Genomic DNA, 19489 nt, shown 5'->3' on the forward strand with positions numbered 1-19489 from the left:
TCGGAGCCGTCGCCGACCACCACGCCCTGCACGATCCGCCCCTCGACCATCGAGGTGCCCAGCGTGCCGGCGTTGAAGTTGACGAAGCCCTCCTGTCCACCGGCGGCCAGCCGGCGGTTGTCGGCGGTGCTGGTCGCCGTGACCCGGGTCCCCACCTGCGACCAGTTGGCGCTCCAGCCGCTGCTCACCTGCTGCCAGGCGGTGGGCCAGGTCCAGGTGAGCGTCCAGCCGTCGATCGCGCTCGGGCCGGTGTTCACGATGTCGACGGTCGCCACGTAACCGTTGCCCCAGTCGGTGTCCGGGTGGAAACGCACGGCGCAGGTGCTGGCGGTTGGACTGCCGGTGACGAAGGTGAGCGGCGGGGAGGACCAGGAGACCCGGCCCGCGGTGTCCCGGGCGAGCACGTTGACCGTGTACCGCGTGCCGGGTTCGAGGTTGCCGACCGTGAGCGACGTGCGGCTCGTCTCGCCGAGCTGCTCGCTGACCGCCCCGTGTTGCCGGTACACCTCGTACTTGGCGATCGGGGCGCCGCCGGGCGCGGCCGGCGGCCAGGAGATCGTCGCCGTCCGGTCGGTGACCGCGCCCGCGGTGGGCCGGCCCGGCGCGGCGGGCCGGCCGGCGACCACACCGGCGGGGCGCAGCACGAGCGTGGTCAGCGAGTACGGCGGCAGGGTCCGGCTGGTCGCGTCGCCGGAGCGGCCGGTGGCCACTCCGCCCGCGCCGTTGGTCAGGGTGTGCACGGTCGGCGCCTCGTCCGCCGGGGTGAAGCCGGCGTAGTCGAGGGCCACCGGGTACGCGGTGTCCGGGTCCTTGTTCAGCAGCAGGACCGCCAGGCTGCCGTCGGGCCGGCGGGCCGCGTGCGCGGTGACCAGCGGCTGGTCGGTGCCGGCGCGGACGAACTGGTCGCCCGCCCGGGCGAAGAGGTTCATCATGGACAACCCGTGGTACGGCGCGAACGGCGTGTTGAACGGCGGCTCGCAGACCGACCCGTCGGCCGTGCAGCCGCCGCTGGACAGCAGCCCGAAGTCGCCGTAGTCGGTCTGCCCGGCGACCTGCGAGACCGTGCCGATCCCGTTGTGCGTGTTCCACCACTGCACGGTGAAGACACCCTGTTCCAGCAGCCCGCTGTAGGCGTCGGCCAGGAAGAGCGCGCCCGGCTGGGTGTTCTGGCCGGCGCCGACGTTCAGCTCGGTGAAGCTGATCCCGATCCGGCCGGCGTCCGGGCCGGCGTAGCGGGCGATCTGCTGGCGCAGCAGCCAGGCGGCGTCGGGGAGGTGGCTGGTCCGGGTGAGGGACTCGGCGGCGGTGCCGCCCGGGTACCAGTGCACGTCCACGAAGTCGATTTTCGGGCCGGCGAGGGAGAGCACTGTCTGGTTCCAGGGGCCGGGGTCCGCGCCGGCGGTCAGCCCGTCGGGCCAGTTGCCCGGCATGGTGAGCACCGCGCCGACCTTGATGCCCGGGTCGACCGCCTTCATGGCGTCGGCGTACTCGACGACCAGCCGGGCGTACTGGGTGGCGCTCTTGTCGGGGTGGTCGTCGGCCTCCCAGGCCGAGCCGTAGTGGCCGTTGCCGTAGTTCTCGTTGCCGACGGTCCACCAGGTCGCGTCGTAGCCCTTGGTGACGTTGGCGTACCGCACCCAGTCGGCGGCCTCGGCCGGGGTGCCGGTGCCGTAGTTGGCGATGATCATCGGCTCCGCGCCGACCCGCCGGGCCGCGGCCATGAAGGTGTCGAAGTCGGTGTCGGGGGCGACGTAGCCGCCGGGCGCGGTGTGCGTCCGCCAGTGGTAGATGTCGGCGTACGAGCCGCCCGGGTAGCGCAGCATCGTCACGCCGGCCGCCCGGAGCAGGTCCGACGTCTCGGTGCTGCCCAGCTGCGCGTCCCAGATGGCGTGGTTGAGGCCGAGCGCGGTGTCCGGCACGGTGGCCAGCCCGGCGCGGGCGTTCACGGTCACCGTCACCGGGTCGGTGGCCGCGCCGGCGGCGGGCGGGCCGACGGCGGCCGGCGCGGCGAGGGCGAGCAGCAGGCTCGCCGCGTACGCCGTGAGGCGGCGCGGGGTGGAGGAGGTTCTGCTCATGCGGGGTTCCTTCGAGGTCGGGCGATCGTCTGTCCTGCGTCGCCCTCCCGGTGTCCGGGTGCCCTGGGAACGACGTCGGCCCCGCGCAGAGCCATCGACGTCTCAGAATCCCATGCCGGCGCCGGAGCGCTCAAGGATGATCTCGGATACGCGACTTAATTTATAGACAGGAGTCTTTACTGTTAACAAGGTTTAATTTATGTTCATTGACATCTCCTCCCACCGCCCCGAAGGAGTTGCCGCCATGCGCCGAAGAATCACCCTGCCGCTGCTCACCACGGGTGCGGTCACCGCCACCCTGGCGGTAGCCGCTCCCGCCCAGGCCCACGGCTACGTCTCGTCGCCACCCAGCCGCCAGGCGCTCTGCGCCCAGAACCGGGTGCCCGACTGCGGCCAGATCAAGTACGAGCCGCAGAGCGTCGAGGGCCCCAAGGGCCTCAAGAGCTGCCACGCCGGCATCGCCCAGTTCGCCGTGCTCAACGACGACAGCCGCGGCTGGCCCGCCACCTCGGTCGGCAGCTCGGTGACGTTCACCTGGGTCAACACCGCCCGGCACGCCACGTCCAACTGGGAGTACTGGATCGGCAACACCCGGGTCGCGGTCGTCGACGGCGGCGGCCGCCAGCCCGGCGCCACCGTGTCGCACACCGTCAACCTGGGCGGCTTCTCCGGCCGGCAGAAGCTCCTCGCCGTCTGGAACATCGCCGACACGGCGAACGCCTTCTACTCCTGCGTCGACCTCCAGATCGGCGGGGGCGGCGGCGGCAACCCCACGCCCAGCCCGACGCCGACCCCCGCGCCGACGACCCCGACCCCCCGGCCCACCCCGACCAGCTCGCCGGCCCCCGGCGGCACCTGGACCGCCGGGCGCGCCTACCAGGTGGGGGACACGGTCACCTACAACGGCCTGACCTACCGCTGCCGCCAGGCGCACACCGCGATCCCGGGCTGGGAGCCGCCGAACGTGCCGGCGCTGTGGCTCCAGCTCTGACCGGACGGGTGCGGCCACGCCCCGCGTGCGCCGCACCCACCCGGTGTGCCCCCGACCGGCGGCCCGGCCCGCGTCGCCCGCTCGCCGCCGCCCTGCTGGCCGTGCTGCTGGCCACGGCCGGCTGCACCGGCCAGCCGGCGCCGACCGCCGCCACCCGCCCCGGGCCGGCCGCCGAGACCGCGACCAGCGGCATCGACGCGCTCTTCCTCGCCATGATGGTGGCGCACACCGAGCAGACCCTGGACATCGTGAAGCTCGGGCTCGACCGCACCACCGACCCCGAGATCCGCACGCTGATCGCCGCCGTCCGGGCCACCGAGACCGACGAGCTGGCCACCATGCGGGGCTGGCTGCGCGAGGCCGGCCCGTCCGCGGCGGCGGCCGCCGAGCGGCACGACCACTCCGGGCACAGCGACGCCGCCGCCGGGCTGGCCCGGCTGCGGGCCGCCCCGCCCGGCGAGGCCGACCGGGTGCTGCTCGACGTGCTCGGCGCGCACCAGCGGACCGCCGCCGAACTGGCCCGCGCCCAGGTCCAGGCCGGAACGAGCGCCCGGGTACGCGACCTCGCCGGCCGGATCGAACGGTCCCGCACCGCCGAGGTCGCGCTGCTGGCGAAGCTGCGCGCCCGGTGACCCGGACGCCGGTCAGCCGGGCAGCGACCGGGCCACCAGCAGCGCCACGCCCAGGCAGCCGAAGGCGGCCGTGTTCAGCACCGCCCGGACCACGTTCCCGCGCACCCAGGCGCTCTCGAACGTGGCCCGCAGCTCCGCCGGGTCGGCCAGCCGGGCGGCCCCCGCCTCCAGCCGGTCGTTGAGCGGCACGTTCACGGCGGCGGTCACCGCGAGCACCAGCACGTAGAGCGCCAGGCCGGCGATCAGCCAGGGCAGCGGCCCGCGCAGCCGGGCGGGCAGGTGCAGCAGGAGCGCCGCGAGGGTGCAGACCAGCGCGCCGCCGAAGCAGAGCGCGAACCAGCCGTTGAGGATGGCCTGGTTGATCGACCGCATGCCGGCGACGAACGCCCGGTCGTCGACCCGGGCCAGGCCCGGCATCACCGCGTACGCGAAGGCCGCGAAGAGCCCCGCCGTCAGGCCCGTCGTCACGGTGGCCAGCAGCAGCACGCCGGCCCGGATGTTCGAAGCGGTCATGGGGCCCATTGGACACCGGGAACGCTGGACGCTCCATGGCCGGAACGCCCCGAACCATACGCGAGCGTCTACGCTCACCGGGTGGACGTGCTCGCCGACGTGCTCCGCGGGCTGCGGGCCCGGGAGGCGTTCCTGCTGCGTACCGTGATGGACCCGCCCTGGTCGATCCTGGTCCGCGACGCCGCGCCGCTGAGCGTCACCACGGTGGTCCGGGGCAGCGCCTGGGTGGTGCCCGACGGCGGCGCGCCCGCGCTGCTGCGTCCGGGCGACGTGGCCGTGCTGCGCGGGCCCGACCCGTACACGGTGGCCGACCACCCGGAGACCCCGCCGCAGGTGGTGATCCACCCCGGGCAGCGGTGCACCACCCTGGGCGGGCAGGAGCTGACCCAGACCATGGCGCTGGGCCTGCGCACCTGGGGCACCCGGCCGGACGGCGGAACAGCCCTGCTCACCGGCACGTACGCCAGCAGTGGCGCGGTCGGCGCCGGCCTGCTCGCGGCCCTGCCACCCCTCGTGGTGCTGACCGCCGCCGACGGTGAGCTGCCGGTCGTCGCGCTGCTCGCCGCGGAGCTGGACCGGGACGGACCCGGGCAGGAGGCGGTGCTGGACCGGTTGCTCGACCTGCTCGTCATCGGGGTGCTGCGCACCTGGCTGGCCCGCCCCGGCGCGCAGCCGCCCGGCTGGTACCGGGCCTACGCCGACCCGGTGGTCGGCCACGCGGTCCGGCTGGTCCAGCACGACCCGGCCCGAGCCTGGACGGTGGCCGGCCTGGCCGCCGCCACCGGCGCCTCCCGGGCCGCGTTCGCCCGCCGGTTCACCGAACTGGTCGGCGAACCGCCCATGACCTTCGTCACCAACTGGCGCCTCGCGCTCGCCGCCGACCTGCTCCGCGACACCGAACTGACGCTCACCGCGGTCGCCCGCAGAGTCGGCTACACCAGCCCTTTCGCGCTCAGCGTCGCCTTCAAGCGGGTCCGCGGCGTCAATCCCCGCGACCACCGCGCCACGGCCTGAGCCCGGCCCGCGTCGCCGCCGATCCCGGTAAACCGGCCGCGCGCTGTCGCAGCCCGTGGCTACGCTTCCTGCCGGACGCCGCCCCACCGCACGTCAACCCCGCGCCTCACCGGCGCGCGGCGCGGCCAGCGCCCCCGACCGGACCTGAACCAGGAGACTGTTTGTGACCCAGCAACCTGTCGCGACATCGAACAAGCTCGACGCCGCGGTGCTCAAGGTGGCCGGCGTCGTCGTGCTCGGTGCGATCATGTCGATCCTCGACGTGACGGTCGTCAGCGTGGCGCTGCCGACGTTCCAGAACGAGTTCGACGCCTCCTATGCCCGGGTGGCGTGGACGATGACCGGCTACACCCTCGCGCTGGCCACGGTGATCCCGCTCAGCGGGTGGGCCGCCGACCGGTTCGGCACCAAACGCCTCTACATGGTGGCGCTCGCGCTGTTCACCATCGGCTCCGGGCTGTGCGCCACCGCCGACTCGATCGGTGAGCTCATCGCCTGGCGCGTGGTCCAGGGCCTCGGCGGCGGCATGCTCATGCCGCTCGGCATGACGATCATGACCCGGGCCGCCGGCCCGCACCGGATCGGCCGGCTCATGGCCGTCCTCGGCATCCCGATGCTGCTCGGCCCGATCGGCGGTCCCATCCTCGGCGGCTGGCTGATCGACACCGCCAGCTGGCACTGGATCTTCCTGATCAACCTGCCGATCGGCGTCGTCGCGCTGATCTACGCCCAGCTCGCCCTGCCGAAGGACAACCCCGAGCCGTCGGAGTCGTTCGACTTCCTCGGCATGCTGATGCTCTCGCCCGGCCTGGCACTCTTCCTCTACGGCGTCTCCTCGCTGCCGGAGGCCGGCACGGTGCGCGACAACAAGGTGTGGCTGCCCATGCTGGTCGGCGCCGTGCTCGTCGTGGCCTTCGTGTTCTACTCGTTCCGGCCCCGGCACCCGCTGCTCGACCTGCGGCTGTTCCGCAACCGCAACCTGAGCATCGCCACGGTGACCCTGTTCGTCTTCATCATCGCGTTCATGGGCGCGGGCCTGCTCTTCCCGAGCTACTTCCTGCAGATCCGTGGCGAGTCGACGCTGACCGCCGGCCTGCTCATGGCGCCGCAGGGCCTCGGCGCGATGCTGACCATGCCGATCGCCGGCATGCTGGCCGACAAGGTTCCCGTCGGCCGGACCGTGCCGTTCGCGCTGGTGCTCATCGCTGCCGGGTTCTTCACCTTCACCCAGGTCGACCCGCACACGTCCTACTGGCTGCTCTGCGGCTCGCTGTTCGTGATGGGCCTCGGCATGGGCGGCACCATGATGCCGATCATGACCTCGGCCCTGAAGACGCTGCACGCCGCCGAGGTGGCCCGCGGCTCGACGCTGGTCAACATCCTCCAGCAGATCGGCGGCTCGGTCGGCGCCGCGGTGATGTCGGTGATCCTCACCAGCCGGCTGAACGGCTCGGAGGTGATCCCCGGCGTGACCGACCCGAGCGGCAAGCCGGTCACCGAGGCCAGCCTGGCCATCGGTTCGCAGCTGCGGCCGGAGCTGCTCCAGCAGTTCCCGGTGCCGCCGTCGCTGATCGAGCGCGGGCTCGACTTCGCGGCCGGCTCCTTCGCGACCACCTTCTGGGTCGCCTTCGGGCTGGTGCTGCTCACCTTCATCCCGGCCGCGCTCCTGCCGCGCCGTCGCGAGCCGTCGCACCTGCTCGACGGCGGGACGGGCGAGGAGCAGCGGACGCCGGTGCCGATCCACTGATCCACCGGTCGGGTCGCCGGGGAACACCTCGGCGGCCCGGCCCTCGGTGGCCTCGGTGCCAGGGCCGAAAGCCGGCCTTCAGGTGAGCCGCTCGGCCAAGGCCGCAACCGCCGCACCGTCATACCGGAGCAGCAGATCGCGCAGGTCGGCCAGGAACGCGGGCCGGTCATCCAGTCCGAACCCGAGCCGCTCGGCCGTCCTGGCCCACGCATCCTCGTCGTCGGCGGCCTCAGCGAGCAGCCGGAGGCCGTGGCGGCCGTCGATCCGCTGGTGGAGTCGTCGCTGGTAAGCCGGCCAACGGGCGACGACCTCTGCGAGGACCACCAGGTCACGCGATCGAACCACGGGATCTCCGTCGGCTCCCGGCGGGCGTTCCAGGACTCGGACGTAGAACTGCCAAACGGTGAGGATTCGCTTGGCCTCCCGAACCGAGAGGTCCGGTTGGGCAGCCAGACGCTCGGCGAGTCGCTCCCGCACTGAAGGCTCAGCCTCCAGGGCGGCGACGGCGGCCGTCCTGGCTTCGGCATTCCTTCCGCTGCCGCTGTCGGTCGCTACGGATATCTCTGGCGGCCCGGAAGGCGGATCCGCCGTCAGCGGGACGTTCCCATCCTCGGCGTCGGGCAGACGCACCGGTCCGAGTAGGTGCCGAAGCACCGGCAGCACGTGCGCGGGGGTGGTGCGGGGAACGATCACCGGAAGCTGAATGAGCTTCCGGAGATAGCTCCAGCCCACCGTGGGGTCGGCTCCGAACGGCTCCTTCGCGTGCCGTTCAGCCAGCTTGTCGTACGCCGCGTCGAGGTGGGCGGCGACGGCGGAGGCATCCAGCCCGATGAGGAACCGCATCGTGGGGTAGCTCTGTGCGGCGAATACATTGACGGCTTCGAACACGTCTGCCGTCGTCCGCGGAGAACAGCGGTCAAGATCGTCAATGCATACCACGAGTCGGCTGCCAGCGTTGCGCACCGCCGCCAGCACGTCAAACACGTCGTGCTGGACAAGGTAGAGGTAGCCCGAGCGGGCCCGATAGTACGGGTCGTGCAGCACGGCCTCGGCTGAGCCGACCGTCTGCGCGGCCACCGCTCCGCTGACCACCGGTCGGGTGAAGAGGTCAACTGGCAGCAGTGCGGCGGCCGGGTGGGTCAGGTACCGCCACGCGGTGTGGGTCAGTCCCAGCGCGAGGAGGCAGGCCACCGTCCACAGCGAAAGGTCCACCGGCGAGACCTTCCACGGTCCTACCCCATACGGCGTGGGTGCGCGAAGGAGTTGAGCCAGCAACGGGACCGGCAGGGCGAAGACCGCAAGTCGCAGGAGCGGCGACAGCACCCGCTGGCGGAGGGTCTTCTGCAAGCGCCGACGGTCGAGTTCCCGGACGTTCCGTCCGAACCAGTAGCGTTCGCGAGCCCGGTCGCGCACCGTCTCGTCGGGGCAGAGCACCGGGTCGGCCGCCCGGATGATTGCATCGGTCAACCCGGCCCAGACCTGCTCACTCGTCTGGAAGGACCACGGGTTGAAGTTGGCCGTCACCACCCGGGGCGGCACGCCGGAGGAGGAAGACCGCCTACGGCGGTGTATCCGGCGGAACACCGCCGCCAGTGATGCCCAGGCGCCCAGCGCCACGTCCGCGTCCCAGACTCGCAGTCGCCGGTTCGCCCAGCGGTGCCGTGTCCGCCGGTCTACGCGCGCGTCGGCCGGATACCGGGCGCGGAGCCGGTCGTTGGCCATCCCGATAACCGATGACTTGCCGGTGCCCCAAGATCCCTCAACGGCGATCACGGTGGGGCCACTCTCGATTCGTCCCGTGTACCCCTCGGGCGGGTCGAGGAGCTCGACCAGCGTCTCCACCAGCGCCAATCGGGAAAGCGCGTCGACCCGGGCGGGTCGGTCACCGAAGCCCTTCGTGGTGATCTTGCCGACCGGGCCGCCTGTGGGACGCGCCATCTCGGCCGGTGGCGGGACGGTCACCAGCCCTCCAGTACCGAGCAGGTCGGCGAACTCGGGCCACAGGCGGGCAATTTCCTCCATGGGCACCATCCACCCGAAGGCACCACCGCTCGCCGCCGCCACAACAAGTCCGACGACCACGCCGTCGTCCGCCATCACCCCGGCGCCAGCGAAGCCCGGTCCCAATTTCGCCGCTGTCGTGAGGTCGAGCTGGACCCACCGGCCGCCCCCGCCACTGAAGCCGGCCGCCTCGCAGCGAATCCAGACACCCTCTGAATAACCGGGCGGGAAGCCGAACACCCGCAGCCGGTGGTGCCGGTCCGGCTGGAACCGGCCGAGAGGCGCGACCAGGACGTCCGGCGGCGCCGGCTCGACCAGTCGGAGGACGGCGATCCCGACGGCCTCGTCTCCCTCGTCGCGATGCACGTCCGCGAGAGTCGCGGTGTACGCCCGCCCCGGGCCCGGGCCGACGAAGAGAACCTGAAGGGCGTCTGTCGGTGCGTCGTTCGTCGAGAGTTCCCTGACGACGTAGTCCAGCGTGATGACCTGCTGCCGGTCGATCAGGACACCAACGCCCAGCACACGTCCCTCGGAATCCGCGACGCGTACCCGCCAGTTGTCCGTCACACGAGGACAGTACGTTTCGCCAGGGGCGATGTCAGTCCCAGAGAGCAGGCCGGCCAAGGGTGGCGCGCCGGATGTCGAGCAGGTGGTGATGGGCCTCGTGGACCGTGTGCCGGCCGAGCCAGCGCAGCGTCCGGGCCTCGCGCCGGGGCCACGGGTAGACGCCGGTGCGGGCCAGTTCGGTCGCGCCGAGCGCCGCGAAGCGGGCCGCGAAGCCGTGAGCGGCCGTGGCCAGGTCGGCGAGGACGACCTCCGGGTCCTGCGTGTTGTAGCGCTCGCTGACCACCAGTTCGTCGCGGCCCATCGGCGGGAACTCCGGCTCGTCCACGCGCAGCGCCAGGGCCAGCCGCTCACCCTGCACGCGGAACACGTCCCGGACGTGGCAGGCGTACTCCAGCGGCGACCACACCTCCGGCGCGGGCCGCCGGCGCGGGTCCGGCACCCCGTGGAGGGCGGCCGGATAGCGCCCGGCCAGGTCGTGCAACCGTTGCGGCACCTCCCCGTCGTCGAGCGCGGAATAGACGAACAGGCACTCGTCACACCGATCCACGCGCTCAGGGTAGGTGGCGCGGGGGCGTACCGGCGGGGCGCGGTGCCCCCGGTGGGAGGACGGTGCGCCGAAGCCGCCCCGCCCGCGGACGCGGCGGCAGAGAATGAGCGGGGCGGCCGAGGGTCCGGGGGCGCCCGCGCAGGACGAGAAGGGGAGTCGCCGATGACCGCCAACCGGGAGATCGTCGCGGACGCCTTCGCCGCCTGGTCCGCCGGCACCGGCGGCATCACCGGCATCTTCGCCGAGGACATGCGGTGGGAGATCACGGGCCGCTCCAGGGCGGCCGGGACGTACCATCCGGCCCGCCAGTTCGTCGACGAGGTGCTGACCCCCTTCGACGCGCGCTTCACCGCCGAGAACCCCTTCCGGCCCGTGCTCATCCGGGGCATCCACGAGGACCCGAGCACCGACACGGTGATCGTCGCGTGGAACGGCGCGGGCACCACCACGATCGGCACGACGTTCACCGACACGGTGGCCTGGTTCCTGCGGATGCGGAACGGCAAGGTGGTCGAGGGGACCGCCTTCTTCGACAGCACCGCCTTCAACGAGCTCTGGCAGGACGTGCCCGCGTAGCCGCCGGGCCGCCGCGGCGCCGCGGGTGGGCCTCGACGAGACTGGACGGCATGCTCACGACGGTCGCGCCGGTGACGCCGGGCCAGGACGCATTCGCGCAGGTGGCTGCTCTCTTCGACGACTACCGGGTGCACTACGGCCAGGCGCCGTCGGCTCGGCGCACCCGCGCCTGGCTGCACGACCAGGTCGCACAGCGCCGGCTCGCGGTCGCCGCCGCCGTCCGCGCCGATCAGATCTGCGGTTTCATCACGACGGCGATCACCCCGGCGTCGCTGCTGCTGGGAGCCGCGTGGTTGATCCGCGACCTCTACGTCCACCCGCGCCATCGGCGCAGCGGTGTCGCGAAGGCCCTGCTCCAGCACGTCGTCGACGAGGCGCGGGCCGCCGGGGCACTGCGGGTGTCCCTGCAGACCGAGGTCGACAACACTCCCGCCCGGACGCTCTACGCCGAGGTCGGTTTCCGGCCGGTTTCGGGACTGGAACTGCTCAACCTCACCCTTGCCGCTGATTGAACTCGTGCCGCCGCCGTTACATCGACGTTAACTGCTATACCAATCATCGTTGTGCGGCTATATGATGCCGATCAACAGATCAGCAACGCCTCACAAAACATCAGCTTCAGCACATTTCTCCTGCCTGCCGGCCGTCACGCGTCCGAATCCACCCACGCCGACGGCCGATTCCCACCGCCTGTGCCGCGCTTTCACCGGTCATTGTCCGGCGGCGTGGAAAAAGCCTCACGAAAAGGGTGGAACGGAAGGGCGGATGATGGCGGGGGTGCCGTCCTTGGTCATCGGTATCGCGTCCTCGGCCGCGGAACGCCGGCAGCTGGCCCAGCTGCTCGGCGGCACCGAGACGTTCCTGATCGTCTCCAGCGCGCACCAGGCGCGGCGGTTCCTCGACCTGCTCCGCGCGCCCGCTGTGACGCGCCCGGCCACCGCCCGCGACGCGGTCCCCATCCACGACCCGGTTGCCGCCGGCGACGCGGTCGCCGAAGACCCGCCGCCGGCCGGCCCGCCGGTGTCCGGTCTGGACGTCGACTCCGACCGGCGCGTCCTGCGATGGCGGGAGCGTGAGGTCGGGTTGACGCCGCTGGAGCACGATTTCCTGGTCTGCCTCGCCCGCACACCCGGTCAGGTCTGGACCTACGCGCAGCTGCACCGGGCGGTGTGGGGCAACGACCACCTGGGGCGCGGCTCCGACATGCACTCGGTGGTGCGCCGGGTGCGGCGCAAGCTCGGCCGCGTGGGGGCGGTACCGACGATCCTCGCGGTACGCGGCATCGGCTTCCGCCTCGCGTCGTCCTGACCGCGCACGCGGCCCTCGGCGCGCGTGCCGACGGCCGCGCCCGATTCTGATCAGAGTCGTGAACGCGGTCCGGCCCGCCCGGTGAGGAACACCGGGCGGGCCGGACCTGACGGTCGGCGGTCAGAGGTCAGCAGCGGATGGGGGACAGGGTGAAGTCCTCCACGGTGGGCGTGGTGTTGTTGATCTTCGTCTGGCGGGTCTGGGGCTTCCAGCCGTCCTTTGCGACGATGATGCTGAGCGGGTTGTTGCGCCGGTCCATCCAGTAGGCGTACTTGCCGTCGGCGTCCGTGGCGAACGTCCAGGACATCGCCCACGAGTCGACCTGGACGACCGCGCCGGGAAGCGGTGCGACGGCGCCCTGGCAGCTCCGGCCCGAGACCGTACCCATCAGCTTGCCCCAGCTGGTCGGCGGCTGCGCGATCATCGTGACCGCCACCGGCGGCACGGTGTACGGCGTGTTCTCCTTGATCGCGACCGACGCCGAGTAGGTGCCCGGCTGGTCCACGTTGGCCGTCATGCCGACGGTGACCGTGACCTTCTCACCGGGCGCCAGGGTGACCTTCGACTTGTCGATGGTCAGCCAGCTGACGTCCGCCGGCCCCTCGGCGCACTCCTCGAGGCCGGGCAGCACCTCGCTGTCCTTCGTGGCGTTGAAGCTGCCCGAGGAACCACCGATCTTGTAGAAGCCGCACGCCGCACCGCCGCGGTAGCGGGGGGTGTTGGCGTTGGGCAGGTTCGCCCACGAGTCGGTGGCCGGGTCGTACGCGAAGCCGGCGTTGGTGATGGCGCCGCCCTGCGAGCCACCGACCACCAGGAGCTTGCCGTTCGCGACGGCGAACGAGCTGGCCCAGTTGTCGGCCGGTGCGTCGGCGACGGCGGTCCAGGCGTTGGCGCCCGGGTCGAACGCGTAGCTGGCCTTCTGCGCGACGGAACCGTCGTTGCCGCCGGTGCAGTAGACCGTGCCGCCGATCCCGCCGCAGGACGCGAACGCCACCGACTTCGGGTAGTTCGGCAGGGTCTCCCAGGCGTCGGTGCCCGGGTCGTAGCGGACCACCGAGTTGGACATCGGCAGGCAGCTGGCCGTGGTGCAGCCGCCGACGGCGTACAGCTTGCCGTCCGCGACGGCCTGACCGGCGGCGGCCCGCGGCGCGGGGTTGTCGGCCTTCTTCGTCCAGGTGTTGGCCGCCGGGTCGTACGACCAGGTGGTGCCGTCCGGTCCGGCGGCGCCCCAGCCGCCGGTGGCGATGATCCTGCCGTCGACGACCCCGACCGTCATGGCGTTGCGGGCGGCGGGGAGGTCGGCGATCGCCGTCCAGGTCTGGGCGATCGGGTCGTACACGTAGTTCTTCGCGCTGGACGTGGTGCCGTCACCGCCGGCGATCGAGTAGATCTTGCCGTCGAGGTTCACCACCCGGTTGTCCATCACGTTGGCCGGGTAGTTGGCGATGTTCGTCCAGGGCTCCGCCTGGGGACCGGCCGGCGCGGCGGCCGCGGTGGCCGACTTGCCGGACGGGCGGGCGGCGAGCGACGTCGGGGTGGTGAGCCGCTGGACCGGCGCGCCGGTCGAGCCGAGCAGCTTCTGCTCGGACAGCTGGGAGCCGTCGGCCCGCTGCAGCACGAACCCACCGTCCTGCTCGCTGAACTCGGCGGTGACCGGGGCCCCGCCCGTGTTGGTCACCGTGAAGGTCCTGGTGACCTTGCCGGTGGGCATCCGGACCGTGCCGGTCACCGACGTCGGCTGCACGGCCAGCCGGCCCGCGGCCAGCTGGAAGTTCGCCGCCGTCGCCCAGTCGGTCTCGACGACGACCTGCTTGGTCTGGCTGACGTAGTTGCCGGCCCTGGCGGTGAACGGGTGCCGGCCGGTCAGCGACGAGAACATCCAGTAGAAGCCGTCGGGGAGCTCGGTGTCGTCCGGGGTCGCCACCGTGGTGGCCTTCTCCGCCGGGCGGTCGTCACTCGTGACGGTGGCGCCGTTGACGTAGCCGTTGTCGTTCTTGTCCCGGACGTGGCCGAGCACCAGGCCGCCGTCGACCGGCTTGCAGACGATCTTGCTGCCGATCAGCACGTTGTCGACCTGCCACCACCATTCCCAGGAGGCGTCGTAGTAGTGGAACCGGACCTGGACCTGTGCCTGGCCCGCCGCCTGCGGGATGGGCACCTCGGTGACCCTCGGCCCGCGCACGTCGGCCGCCTGCCGGAGCACGTTGCTCCACGTGGTGCCGCCGTCGAGGCTCAGGTCGACGTCCGCCCGGTCGGAGCCCAGCCAGTTGAAGTCCTGGTTGAACCGGATCACCGGTGCGGCGACGTCGGTCAGGTTGACGACGGGGCTCACCAGCGAGGTGTCCTGCCGGCCACCGCTGCCGTAGTCGTCGCTGTCGATGATGGCGAACCCGCCCGAGCCGCCGGTCAGGTTGCCCCGGTCACCGCTGTCGTTGAACTTCCAGACCTGGCCGGTGCCGGCGTTGTCCACGACGGACCAGCCGTCGGGCACGCTGGCGCCGTCGAAGGTCTCGTACTCGCCGTCGGAGCTGTTGGTGTAGCCGGGCGCCGCGGTGCACGCGTTCGGATCGACCGGCACGGCGATGTTGCTGGTGGTGTTGCCCGAGCCGACCACGACCTCCTTGGTCAGGGTCGGGTAGCCCGGGTACTGCGACTCGACCTTGAGCCGGTAGGTCGCCCCGGCCGGCAGCTTCAGGCTGTAGCGGCCGTTGGCGGGAGTGGTGTAGTCGGAGACGGGGAGACCCTCGACGCTCACCTTCGCGTAGAGCGGCCAGCCGTGTCCGGAGCCGTCGGTGACCTGACCGCTGACGGTGACGCTCGGCACGGCGGTCAGCGCGACGTCGAGCGTCGTGGTCACGTTCTTGGTCACCGTCGCCGAGAGCGTCCTGGTCTGGTAGCCGAACGCCGAGACGGTGACCTGGTAGTCGCCGGCCGGCAGCAGCGACGAGTACGTCCCGTCGGTGGCGGTGGTCAGCGAGCGGGTCGCCGGACCGGTCAGGGCGATGGTGGCGCCGGCGATCGGGGCGCCGGTGGCCGAGTCGGTCACCTTTCCGGCCAGGGTGCCGTTGTCGCCGATCGGTGCGGCGTTGAGCAGGGCGAGCGCGTCCAGCCGGCCCTCACCGTAGACGTTGTTGTCGTCCGTGGTGCCGCCGCACTGGGTGTCGGCCTTGTCCACCGCCGTGTCGTTCAGCAGCGCGCGGGTCGCCGTGACGTCACCGACGAGCGTGGGCGCCGCCGACCAGAGCAGCGCGATCGTCCCGGCGAGGTGCGGCGCCGCCATCGAGGTGCCGCTGTAACTGGCGTAGGAGTTGTCCGGCACGCTGGACCGGACGTTCACCCCGGGGGCCGACAGGTTCGGCTTGATCTCGCCGTTCTGCCCGGCGCCGCGGGAGGAGAAGCTGGCGATGTTGTTGTTGATGTCGTACGCGCCGGCCGAGTAGTTGCTGGCCAGGCTGCCCGGCGAGCCGCTGGTCTGGCAGGCGGGCCCGTTGTTGCCGTTGGACCAGGTGCCGAAGATGCCCGAGGCGGTCCAGGCGTCGGTCACGTCCTCCATGAACGGCTCGGTGGAGGGCAACGTGGTGCCCCACGAGTTGTTGATGATGTTCGGCCGCTTGCTGGCGTCCGGGTTCTGCCCGTTGAGGTCGGTGGGCTCCAGCATCCACTGACCGGAGGAGATCAGGGCGGCGTCGGTCGGGCAGCACCCGTTCGCGGCGATCCACCTGACCTCGGGGGCGACGCCGATCTGGTTGGCGCCGTCGGAGCCGGCCATGGTGCCCATCGTGTGCGTGCCGTGGCCGTCCTCGTCGCACGGCGCGGTGGCACAGGTGCCGGCGGCGTCGAACCAGTTGTAGTTGTGGTCGAAGGTGCCGTCACCGTTGTTGCCGCGGTACGAGTTGACCAGCGCCGGGTGGTCGAACTGGACGCCGCTGTCGATGCTCGCCACGGTGATGCCGGCGCCCTTGACCCCGTACTGGGACCAGACGTCGTCGGCGTTGATGTTCGCGATGCCCCACTCCAGGGCGTTCACCGACTTCTCGTCGGTGCCCTGGGTGACCTCGGGCAGCTTGTACTCGACCGGGGCGTAGATGCCGTCCACCTCGGCGTGGGCGGCGAAGTTCTGCGCCATGGTGAGCGAACCGTCGGTGACCTTGATGGCGTTGGTCGCCCAGAAGGTCTGGTACTTCGTGCCCGAGCGGTCGAGCTCGGCGCGGATCTTCGCCTGGCTGTCGGCGGCGGTCTTCTTCAGCGCGTCGGCGACCGCGGTGCCCCGCTTGGCCCAGTCCTTGGCGGCACCGGCCTTGCCCAGGTCGGCCTTGGCGCCGAAGTGGATCCAGAAGTCGCCCTCGCTCTTGCCCTGGAGCTGCCGGGTGACTTCGGGGCGGATCTTGTCACCGGCGGATGCGCCGGTTCCCGTTCCGGTCTGCGCAGCCTGTGCGCCTGTGCCGGTGGCGGCCATGGCGGTCGCGGCGAGAACCAGGGCCGCGCCCGCGCTCACCAGCCGACCGGCCAGGCCCCTCCTGTGTGGACGTCTCAGCATCGGTGCTGCCTCCTCCAGAACGACCCGCGGATGGTCGAGCCATGGCGGAAGGCGCAGGAGACCCCTCTCCCGTCGGATCACATCGGTTTGAACGAGCCCCCCAAGCCCCCTAGGCGCCGTGCGGGTCTACGCCGGCTGCCTGAGTGGACACTATGATCGACAGGAAAGCGCGATCAAGCACTCTACGTGAGCAACATGTCACCAACAGGCCCCCGTCGGTCGGCCCGGTTGACATTGACTGTCATGGCGATTCTCGAGAGCGGCAGTTTCTGCCGCTGGTTGCTCCGGGCGGGGGTGACGATGACCGAGAAGGACACGAGCGGGGCCACCGGTGGCCTCGACCCGGTGGACCATCCGTTCCCGCTGGTGATCGGGGTGACGGCGTCACCGGCCGAACGGATCCGCCTCACCGAACTCCTCGACGGCGTCGCGCCCCTGCTCCTGGTCGCCGACCTCGACGAACTGCGCAAGCTGCTCACACCCGCCGGGTCACCGGCGGACCCCGCCGCGCCGCCACCGCCGGCCGCCACCGCGACCCCAGCGGCGCCGGACGACACGCTGGTGATCGACGCCGCCCGCTCCACCGCCCGGTGGGCGGACCGGGAGGTCGTCCTCACCCGCCTCGAACGCGACCTGCTGGCCTGCCTGACCACCGAGCCGGTCCGGGTCTGGAGCTACGCCGAGCTGCACCGCTCCGTCTGGCACGACGAGGGGCTGCAACACAAGGCCGACGTGCAGTCCCTGGTCAAGCGGCTGCGCCGCAAGCTCGACCAGCTGGGCACGGGCGTCACGGTCGTCGCGGTGCGCGGCGTCGGACTCCGGCTGACCGACCACCGGCACCCCCGGGCGCAGGGCACGGGCCACCCGTCGGACGGCCGCTAGGGTCTGTCCGGCGGATCATGACCGTCTGGCCCCTGGACCATCGTTCTGGTCGTGGGGCGGGGTGATCTGACGAACGATGAGTGGGCACGACTCGCACGGCATCTGCCGAAGCCGGGTCGCCGGGGCGGGCGATGGAGTGATCACCGGAGGGTGATCAACGGGATCCTGTTCCGGATCCGCACCGGCGTCCCATGGCGGGACCTGCCCGAGCGGTTCGGGAACTGGAAGACGGTGTACGAGCGCCATCGCCGCTGGTCCGCGGAAGGGACCTGGGATCGGATTCTCCAGGCTGTCCTGGCCGATGCCGACGCCGAAGGGCAGATCGACTGGAGCATAGTGAGCGTGGATTCCACCTCGTGCCGGGCTCACCAGCATGCGGCCGGGGCACCACGCAGCGCGCCCCTGATCCCGAAGAGACGGTCGGTTCCTCGCCAGCACCGGCCCGATGAGGGACTCGGCCGTTCACGCGGCGGCCTCACCTGCAAGATCCATCTCGCCGGGGAGGGCGGCCTCCGGCCGCTGGCCCTGCTGATCACTCCCGGCCAGTGGGGCGACAGCCCCCAGCTCATCCCGGTGCTGGAACGCATCCAGGTGAAGCGCCCTGGCGGCGGGCGTCCCCGGACGCGGCCGGACCACCTCGGCGGCGATAAGGCGTACAGCTCCCGCCGCAATCGCCGCTACCTGTGCAGACGTCAGATCAAGCACACCATCCCCGAGCCGAAGGACCAGCGGGCGAACCGTCGTCGCTGCGGCAGCAAAGGAGGACGGCCCGCCGGCTTCGACAAACAGATGTACCGGCGCCGCAACGAGGTCGAGCGCACGATCAACCAGCTCAAGCACTTCCGGGCGGTGGCGACGCGCTTTGACAAGCGAGCCTATGTCTTCCACGGCACCGTTACCGCGGCCTCGATCCGTCTCTGGATTAAGACCTGATCAGCCCGCCGTCCAGCCCCCTGGGCCGCTACTGCAAGTCAAGCGCCCTGGAGCCTACGGCGTCATGCTCTGCCATGTAGTACCTGGAGGTCGGCTGCTAATTCAGCACCGCACGGAAGGCGCGCTCGCCGATGCCGCGCATCAGCGGGTTGTCCGCCGAGTGCGTCAGGAAGACCAGGGACAGGACAAGCGCCCACCCACGCGACCGCTCCCAGGTCGCGTCGTCTGCGCGGCCATACGTCTGTCGAAGAGCAGCACGCTGCTCCGCCGTGAACAGCATCCAGGCCACGGACAGGTCGGTGGCCGGATCGCCCGAGGTGATGTCACCGAAGTCGATCACGGCGCTGATTCGGCCGCGGTCGACCAGGATGTTGGCCGGGTGCAGGTCCCCGTGCAGCCACAGCGGCGGACCATCCCAAGCAGGTGTAGCGGTGGCCGCCTCCCAGATCCGCAGTGCGACGGCACGGTCAGCCGGATCGACGTGCGCCAGCCCGGTCAGGACTCCCTCGGCGCGCCCGGCCAGTGGAATCCCGCGAAACGGGTTGACGGGTGCCTCCGAAGGAGCCGGGGCATGCAGCGCGCCCAAGAAACCGCCGAGCGTCGCCGCGGCCGACCAGAGGTCGTCGGGCTCCGACCGCGCCGCGATCCGGCCCGGGAAAAACGGCACGACACTCCATGACCACGGGTACTGAGTCGTCGGCTGCCCGACACGCACCGGCGCTGGCACCGGCAACGGCAGGCGGCCGGCCAACTCCGGCAACCACCGCTGCTCGTGCGCGACGAGTTCGGCGGCCATGGCGCGCCGCGGCAACCGGACCAGGAACTCCTCACCAAGCCGACACACAAGGTTGTCCCAGCCGTTGGCCAGAACCTCGACCGGCAAGTCCGCTAGATCGGGGTGCTGCTGATCGAGCAGACGGCGCACCAGTTCGACAGAGACTGGAACCTCCGCAGCGGGCATTCGGTGAACTGTCACAGCGAGAACCCTACGACCGCACCCCGGTGCGCTTGGAAGCCAGTCAAGGAAATGGCTGAGCCGTGCAAGGCCATCACATGATCCGCCGGACACCCCCTAGTGTCCTGAGTCGTTATTTCGCCGGCAGATAGTAGGCTGTCGGGGTGGCTGGTCGTCCGCGTGGTGTGGTGGAACTGTCCGATGACGAGCG

The 19489-nt window shown here is 71.5% G+C and carries 15 protein-coding genes; 9 read left to right on the forward strand and 6 right to left on the reverse strand.

Annotated elements, in window-relative coordinates; all coding sequences use genetic code 11:
- On the reverse strand, positions 1-2075 hold a 2075-nt coding region (locus ABZS80_RS32895; protein WP_355062052.1), incomplete at its 3' end, for a cellulose binding domain-containing protein.
- 244 nt (positions 2076-2319) lie between these two features.
- Between ABZS80_RS32895 and ABZS80_RS32900 the strand changes: the two genes are divergently transcribed.
- Positions 2320-3066, forward strand: coding sequence for a lytic polysaccharide monooxygenase (locus ABZS80_RS32900; protein WP_355062054.1), 747 nt, complete (start codon positions 2320-2322; stop codon positions 3064-3066).
- A 92-nt stretch (positions 3067-3158) separates the two neighbouring features.
- Complete coding sequence (locus tag ABZS80_RS32905) at positions 3159-3698, forward strand: DUF305 domain-containing protein (RefSeq protein ID WP_355062079.1); 540 nt, start codon at positions 3159-3161, stop codon at positions 3696-3698.
- 12 nt (positions 3699-3710) lie between these two features.
- Here the strand turns inward: ABZS80_RS32905 and ABZS80_RS32910 are convergent, their stop codons facing one another.
- Positions 3711-4211, reverse strand: a complete 501-nt coding sequence (locus tag ABZS80_RS32910) for an anthrone oxygenase family protein (RefSeq protein ID WP_355062056.1) — start codon at positions 4209-4211, stop codon at positions 3711-3713.
- An 81-nt stretch (positions 4212-4292) separates the two neighbouring features.
- On the opposite strand from ABZS80_RS32910, the gene ABZS80_RS32915 reads away from it, so the two are divergent.
- Both ABZS80_RS32915 and ABZS80_RS32920 read left to right on the forward strand, forming a co-directional pair.
- Entirely contained in the window at positions 4293-5225 is a 933-nt protein-coding gene (locus ABZS80_RS32915) for an AraC family transcriptional regulator (RefSeq protein WP_355062058.1), read from the forward strand.
- A gap of 163 nt (positions 5226-5388) precedes the next feature.
- The gene (locus tag ABZS80_RS32920) at positions 5389-6972 is read left to right on the forward strand and encodes a DHA2 family efflux MFS transporter permease subunit (protein WP_355062060.1); all 1584 of its coding nucleotides are present in this window, start codon (positions 5389-5391) and stop codon (positions 6970-6972) included.
- 78 nt (positions 6973-7050) lie between these two features.
- Here ABZS80_RS32920 and ABZS80_RS32925 read toward each other — a convergent pair whose 3' ends face one another.
- Together ABZS80_RS32925 and ABZS80_RS32930 are read right to left on the reverse strand one after the other, a co-directional pair.
- Complete coding sequence (locus ABZS80_RS32925) at positions 7051-9540, reverse strand: P-loop NTPase fold protein (protein WP_355062062.1); 2490 nt, start codon at positions 9538-9540, stop codon at positions 7051-7053.
- Between the two features lie 31 nt (positions 9541-9571).
- Positions 9572-10087: a DinB family protein gene (locus tag ABZS80_RS32930; RefSeq protein ID WP_355062064.1), complete on the reverse strand. Its 516-nt coding sequence runs from the start codon at positions 10085-10087 to the stop codon at positions 9572-9574.
- 162 nt (positions 10088-10249) lie between these two features.
- On the opposite strand from ABZS80_RS32930, the gene ABZS80_RS32935 reads away from it, so the two are divergent.
- The 3 genes from ABZS80_RS32935 to ABZS80_RS32945 all read left to right on the forward strand — a co-directional run bounded on the left by ABZS80_RS32935 (position 10250) and on the right by ABZS80_RS32945 (position 11971).
- Entirely contained in the window at positions 10250-10663 is a 414-nt protein-coding gene (locus ABZS80_RS32935; RefSeq protein ID WP_355062066.1) for a hypothetical protein, read from the forward strand.
- Between the two features lie 50 nt (positions 10664-10713).
- Positions 10714-11175, forward strand: coding sequence for a GNAT family N-acetyltransferase (locus ABZS80_RS32940; protein ID WP_355062068.1), 462 nt, complete (start codon positions 10714-10716; stop codon positions 11173-11175).
- A 265-nt stretch (positions 11176-11440) separates the two neighbouring features.
- Positions 11441-11971 carry a winged helix-turn-helix domain-containing protein gene (locus ABZS80_RS32945; protein WP_355062069.1) on the forward strand — a complete coding sequence of 177 codons (531 nt, stop codon included), beginning with the start codon at positions 11441-11443 and terminating at the stop codon, positions 11969-11971.
- A 127-nt stretch (positions 11972-12098) separates the two neighbouring features.
- Here the strand turns inward: ABZS80_RS32945 and ABZS80_RS32950 are convergent, their stop codons facing one another.
- Entirely contained in the window at positions 12099-16508 is a 4410-nt protein-coding gene (locus ABZS80_RS32950; protein ID WP_355062071.1) for a S8 family serine peptidase, read from the reverse strand.
- Between the two features lie 243 nt (positions 16509-16751).
- Here ABZS80_RS32950 and ABZS80_RS32955 point away from each other — a divergent pair, with 243 nt between their 5' ends.
- Positions 16752-17390, forward strand: a complete 639-nt coding sequence (locus tag ABZS80_RS32955; protein ID WP_355062073.1) for a winged helix-turn-helix domain-containing protein — start codon at positions 16752-16754, stop codon at positions 17388-17390.
- Between the two features lie 51 nt (positions 17391-17441).
- A complete protein-coding gene (locus tag ABZS80_RS32960) occupies positions 17442-18323 on the forward strand; it encodes an IS5 family transposase (protein WP_355062075.1) in 882 nt (293 codons plus the stop codon).
- A gap of 97 nt (positions 18324-18420) precedes the next feature.
- On the opposite strand, the gene ABZS80_RS32965 is transcribed toward ABZS80_RS32960, so the two are convergent.
- On the reverse strand, positions 18421-19284 hold the full coding sequence (locus tag ABZS80_RS32965; RefSeq protein WP_355062077.1) for an aminoglycoside phosphotransferase family protein: 864 nt from the start codon (positions 19282-19284) through the stop codon (positions 18421-18423).
- Positions 19285-19489: the final 205 nt, after the last annotated feature.

The sequence above is a fragment of the Micromonospora sp. NPDC005305 genome (assembly GCF_040607315.1).
GTDB lineage: Bacteria > Actinomycetota > Actinomycetes > Mycobacteriales > Micromonosporaceae > Micromonospora.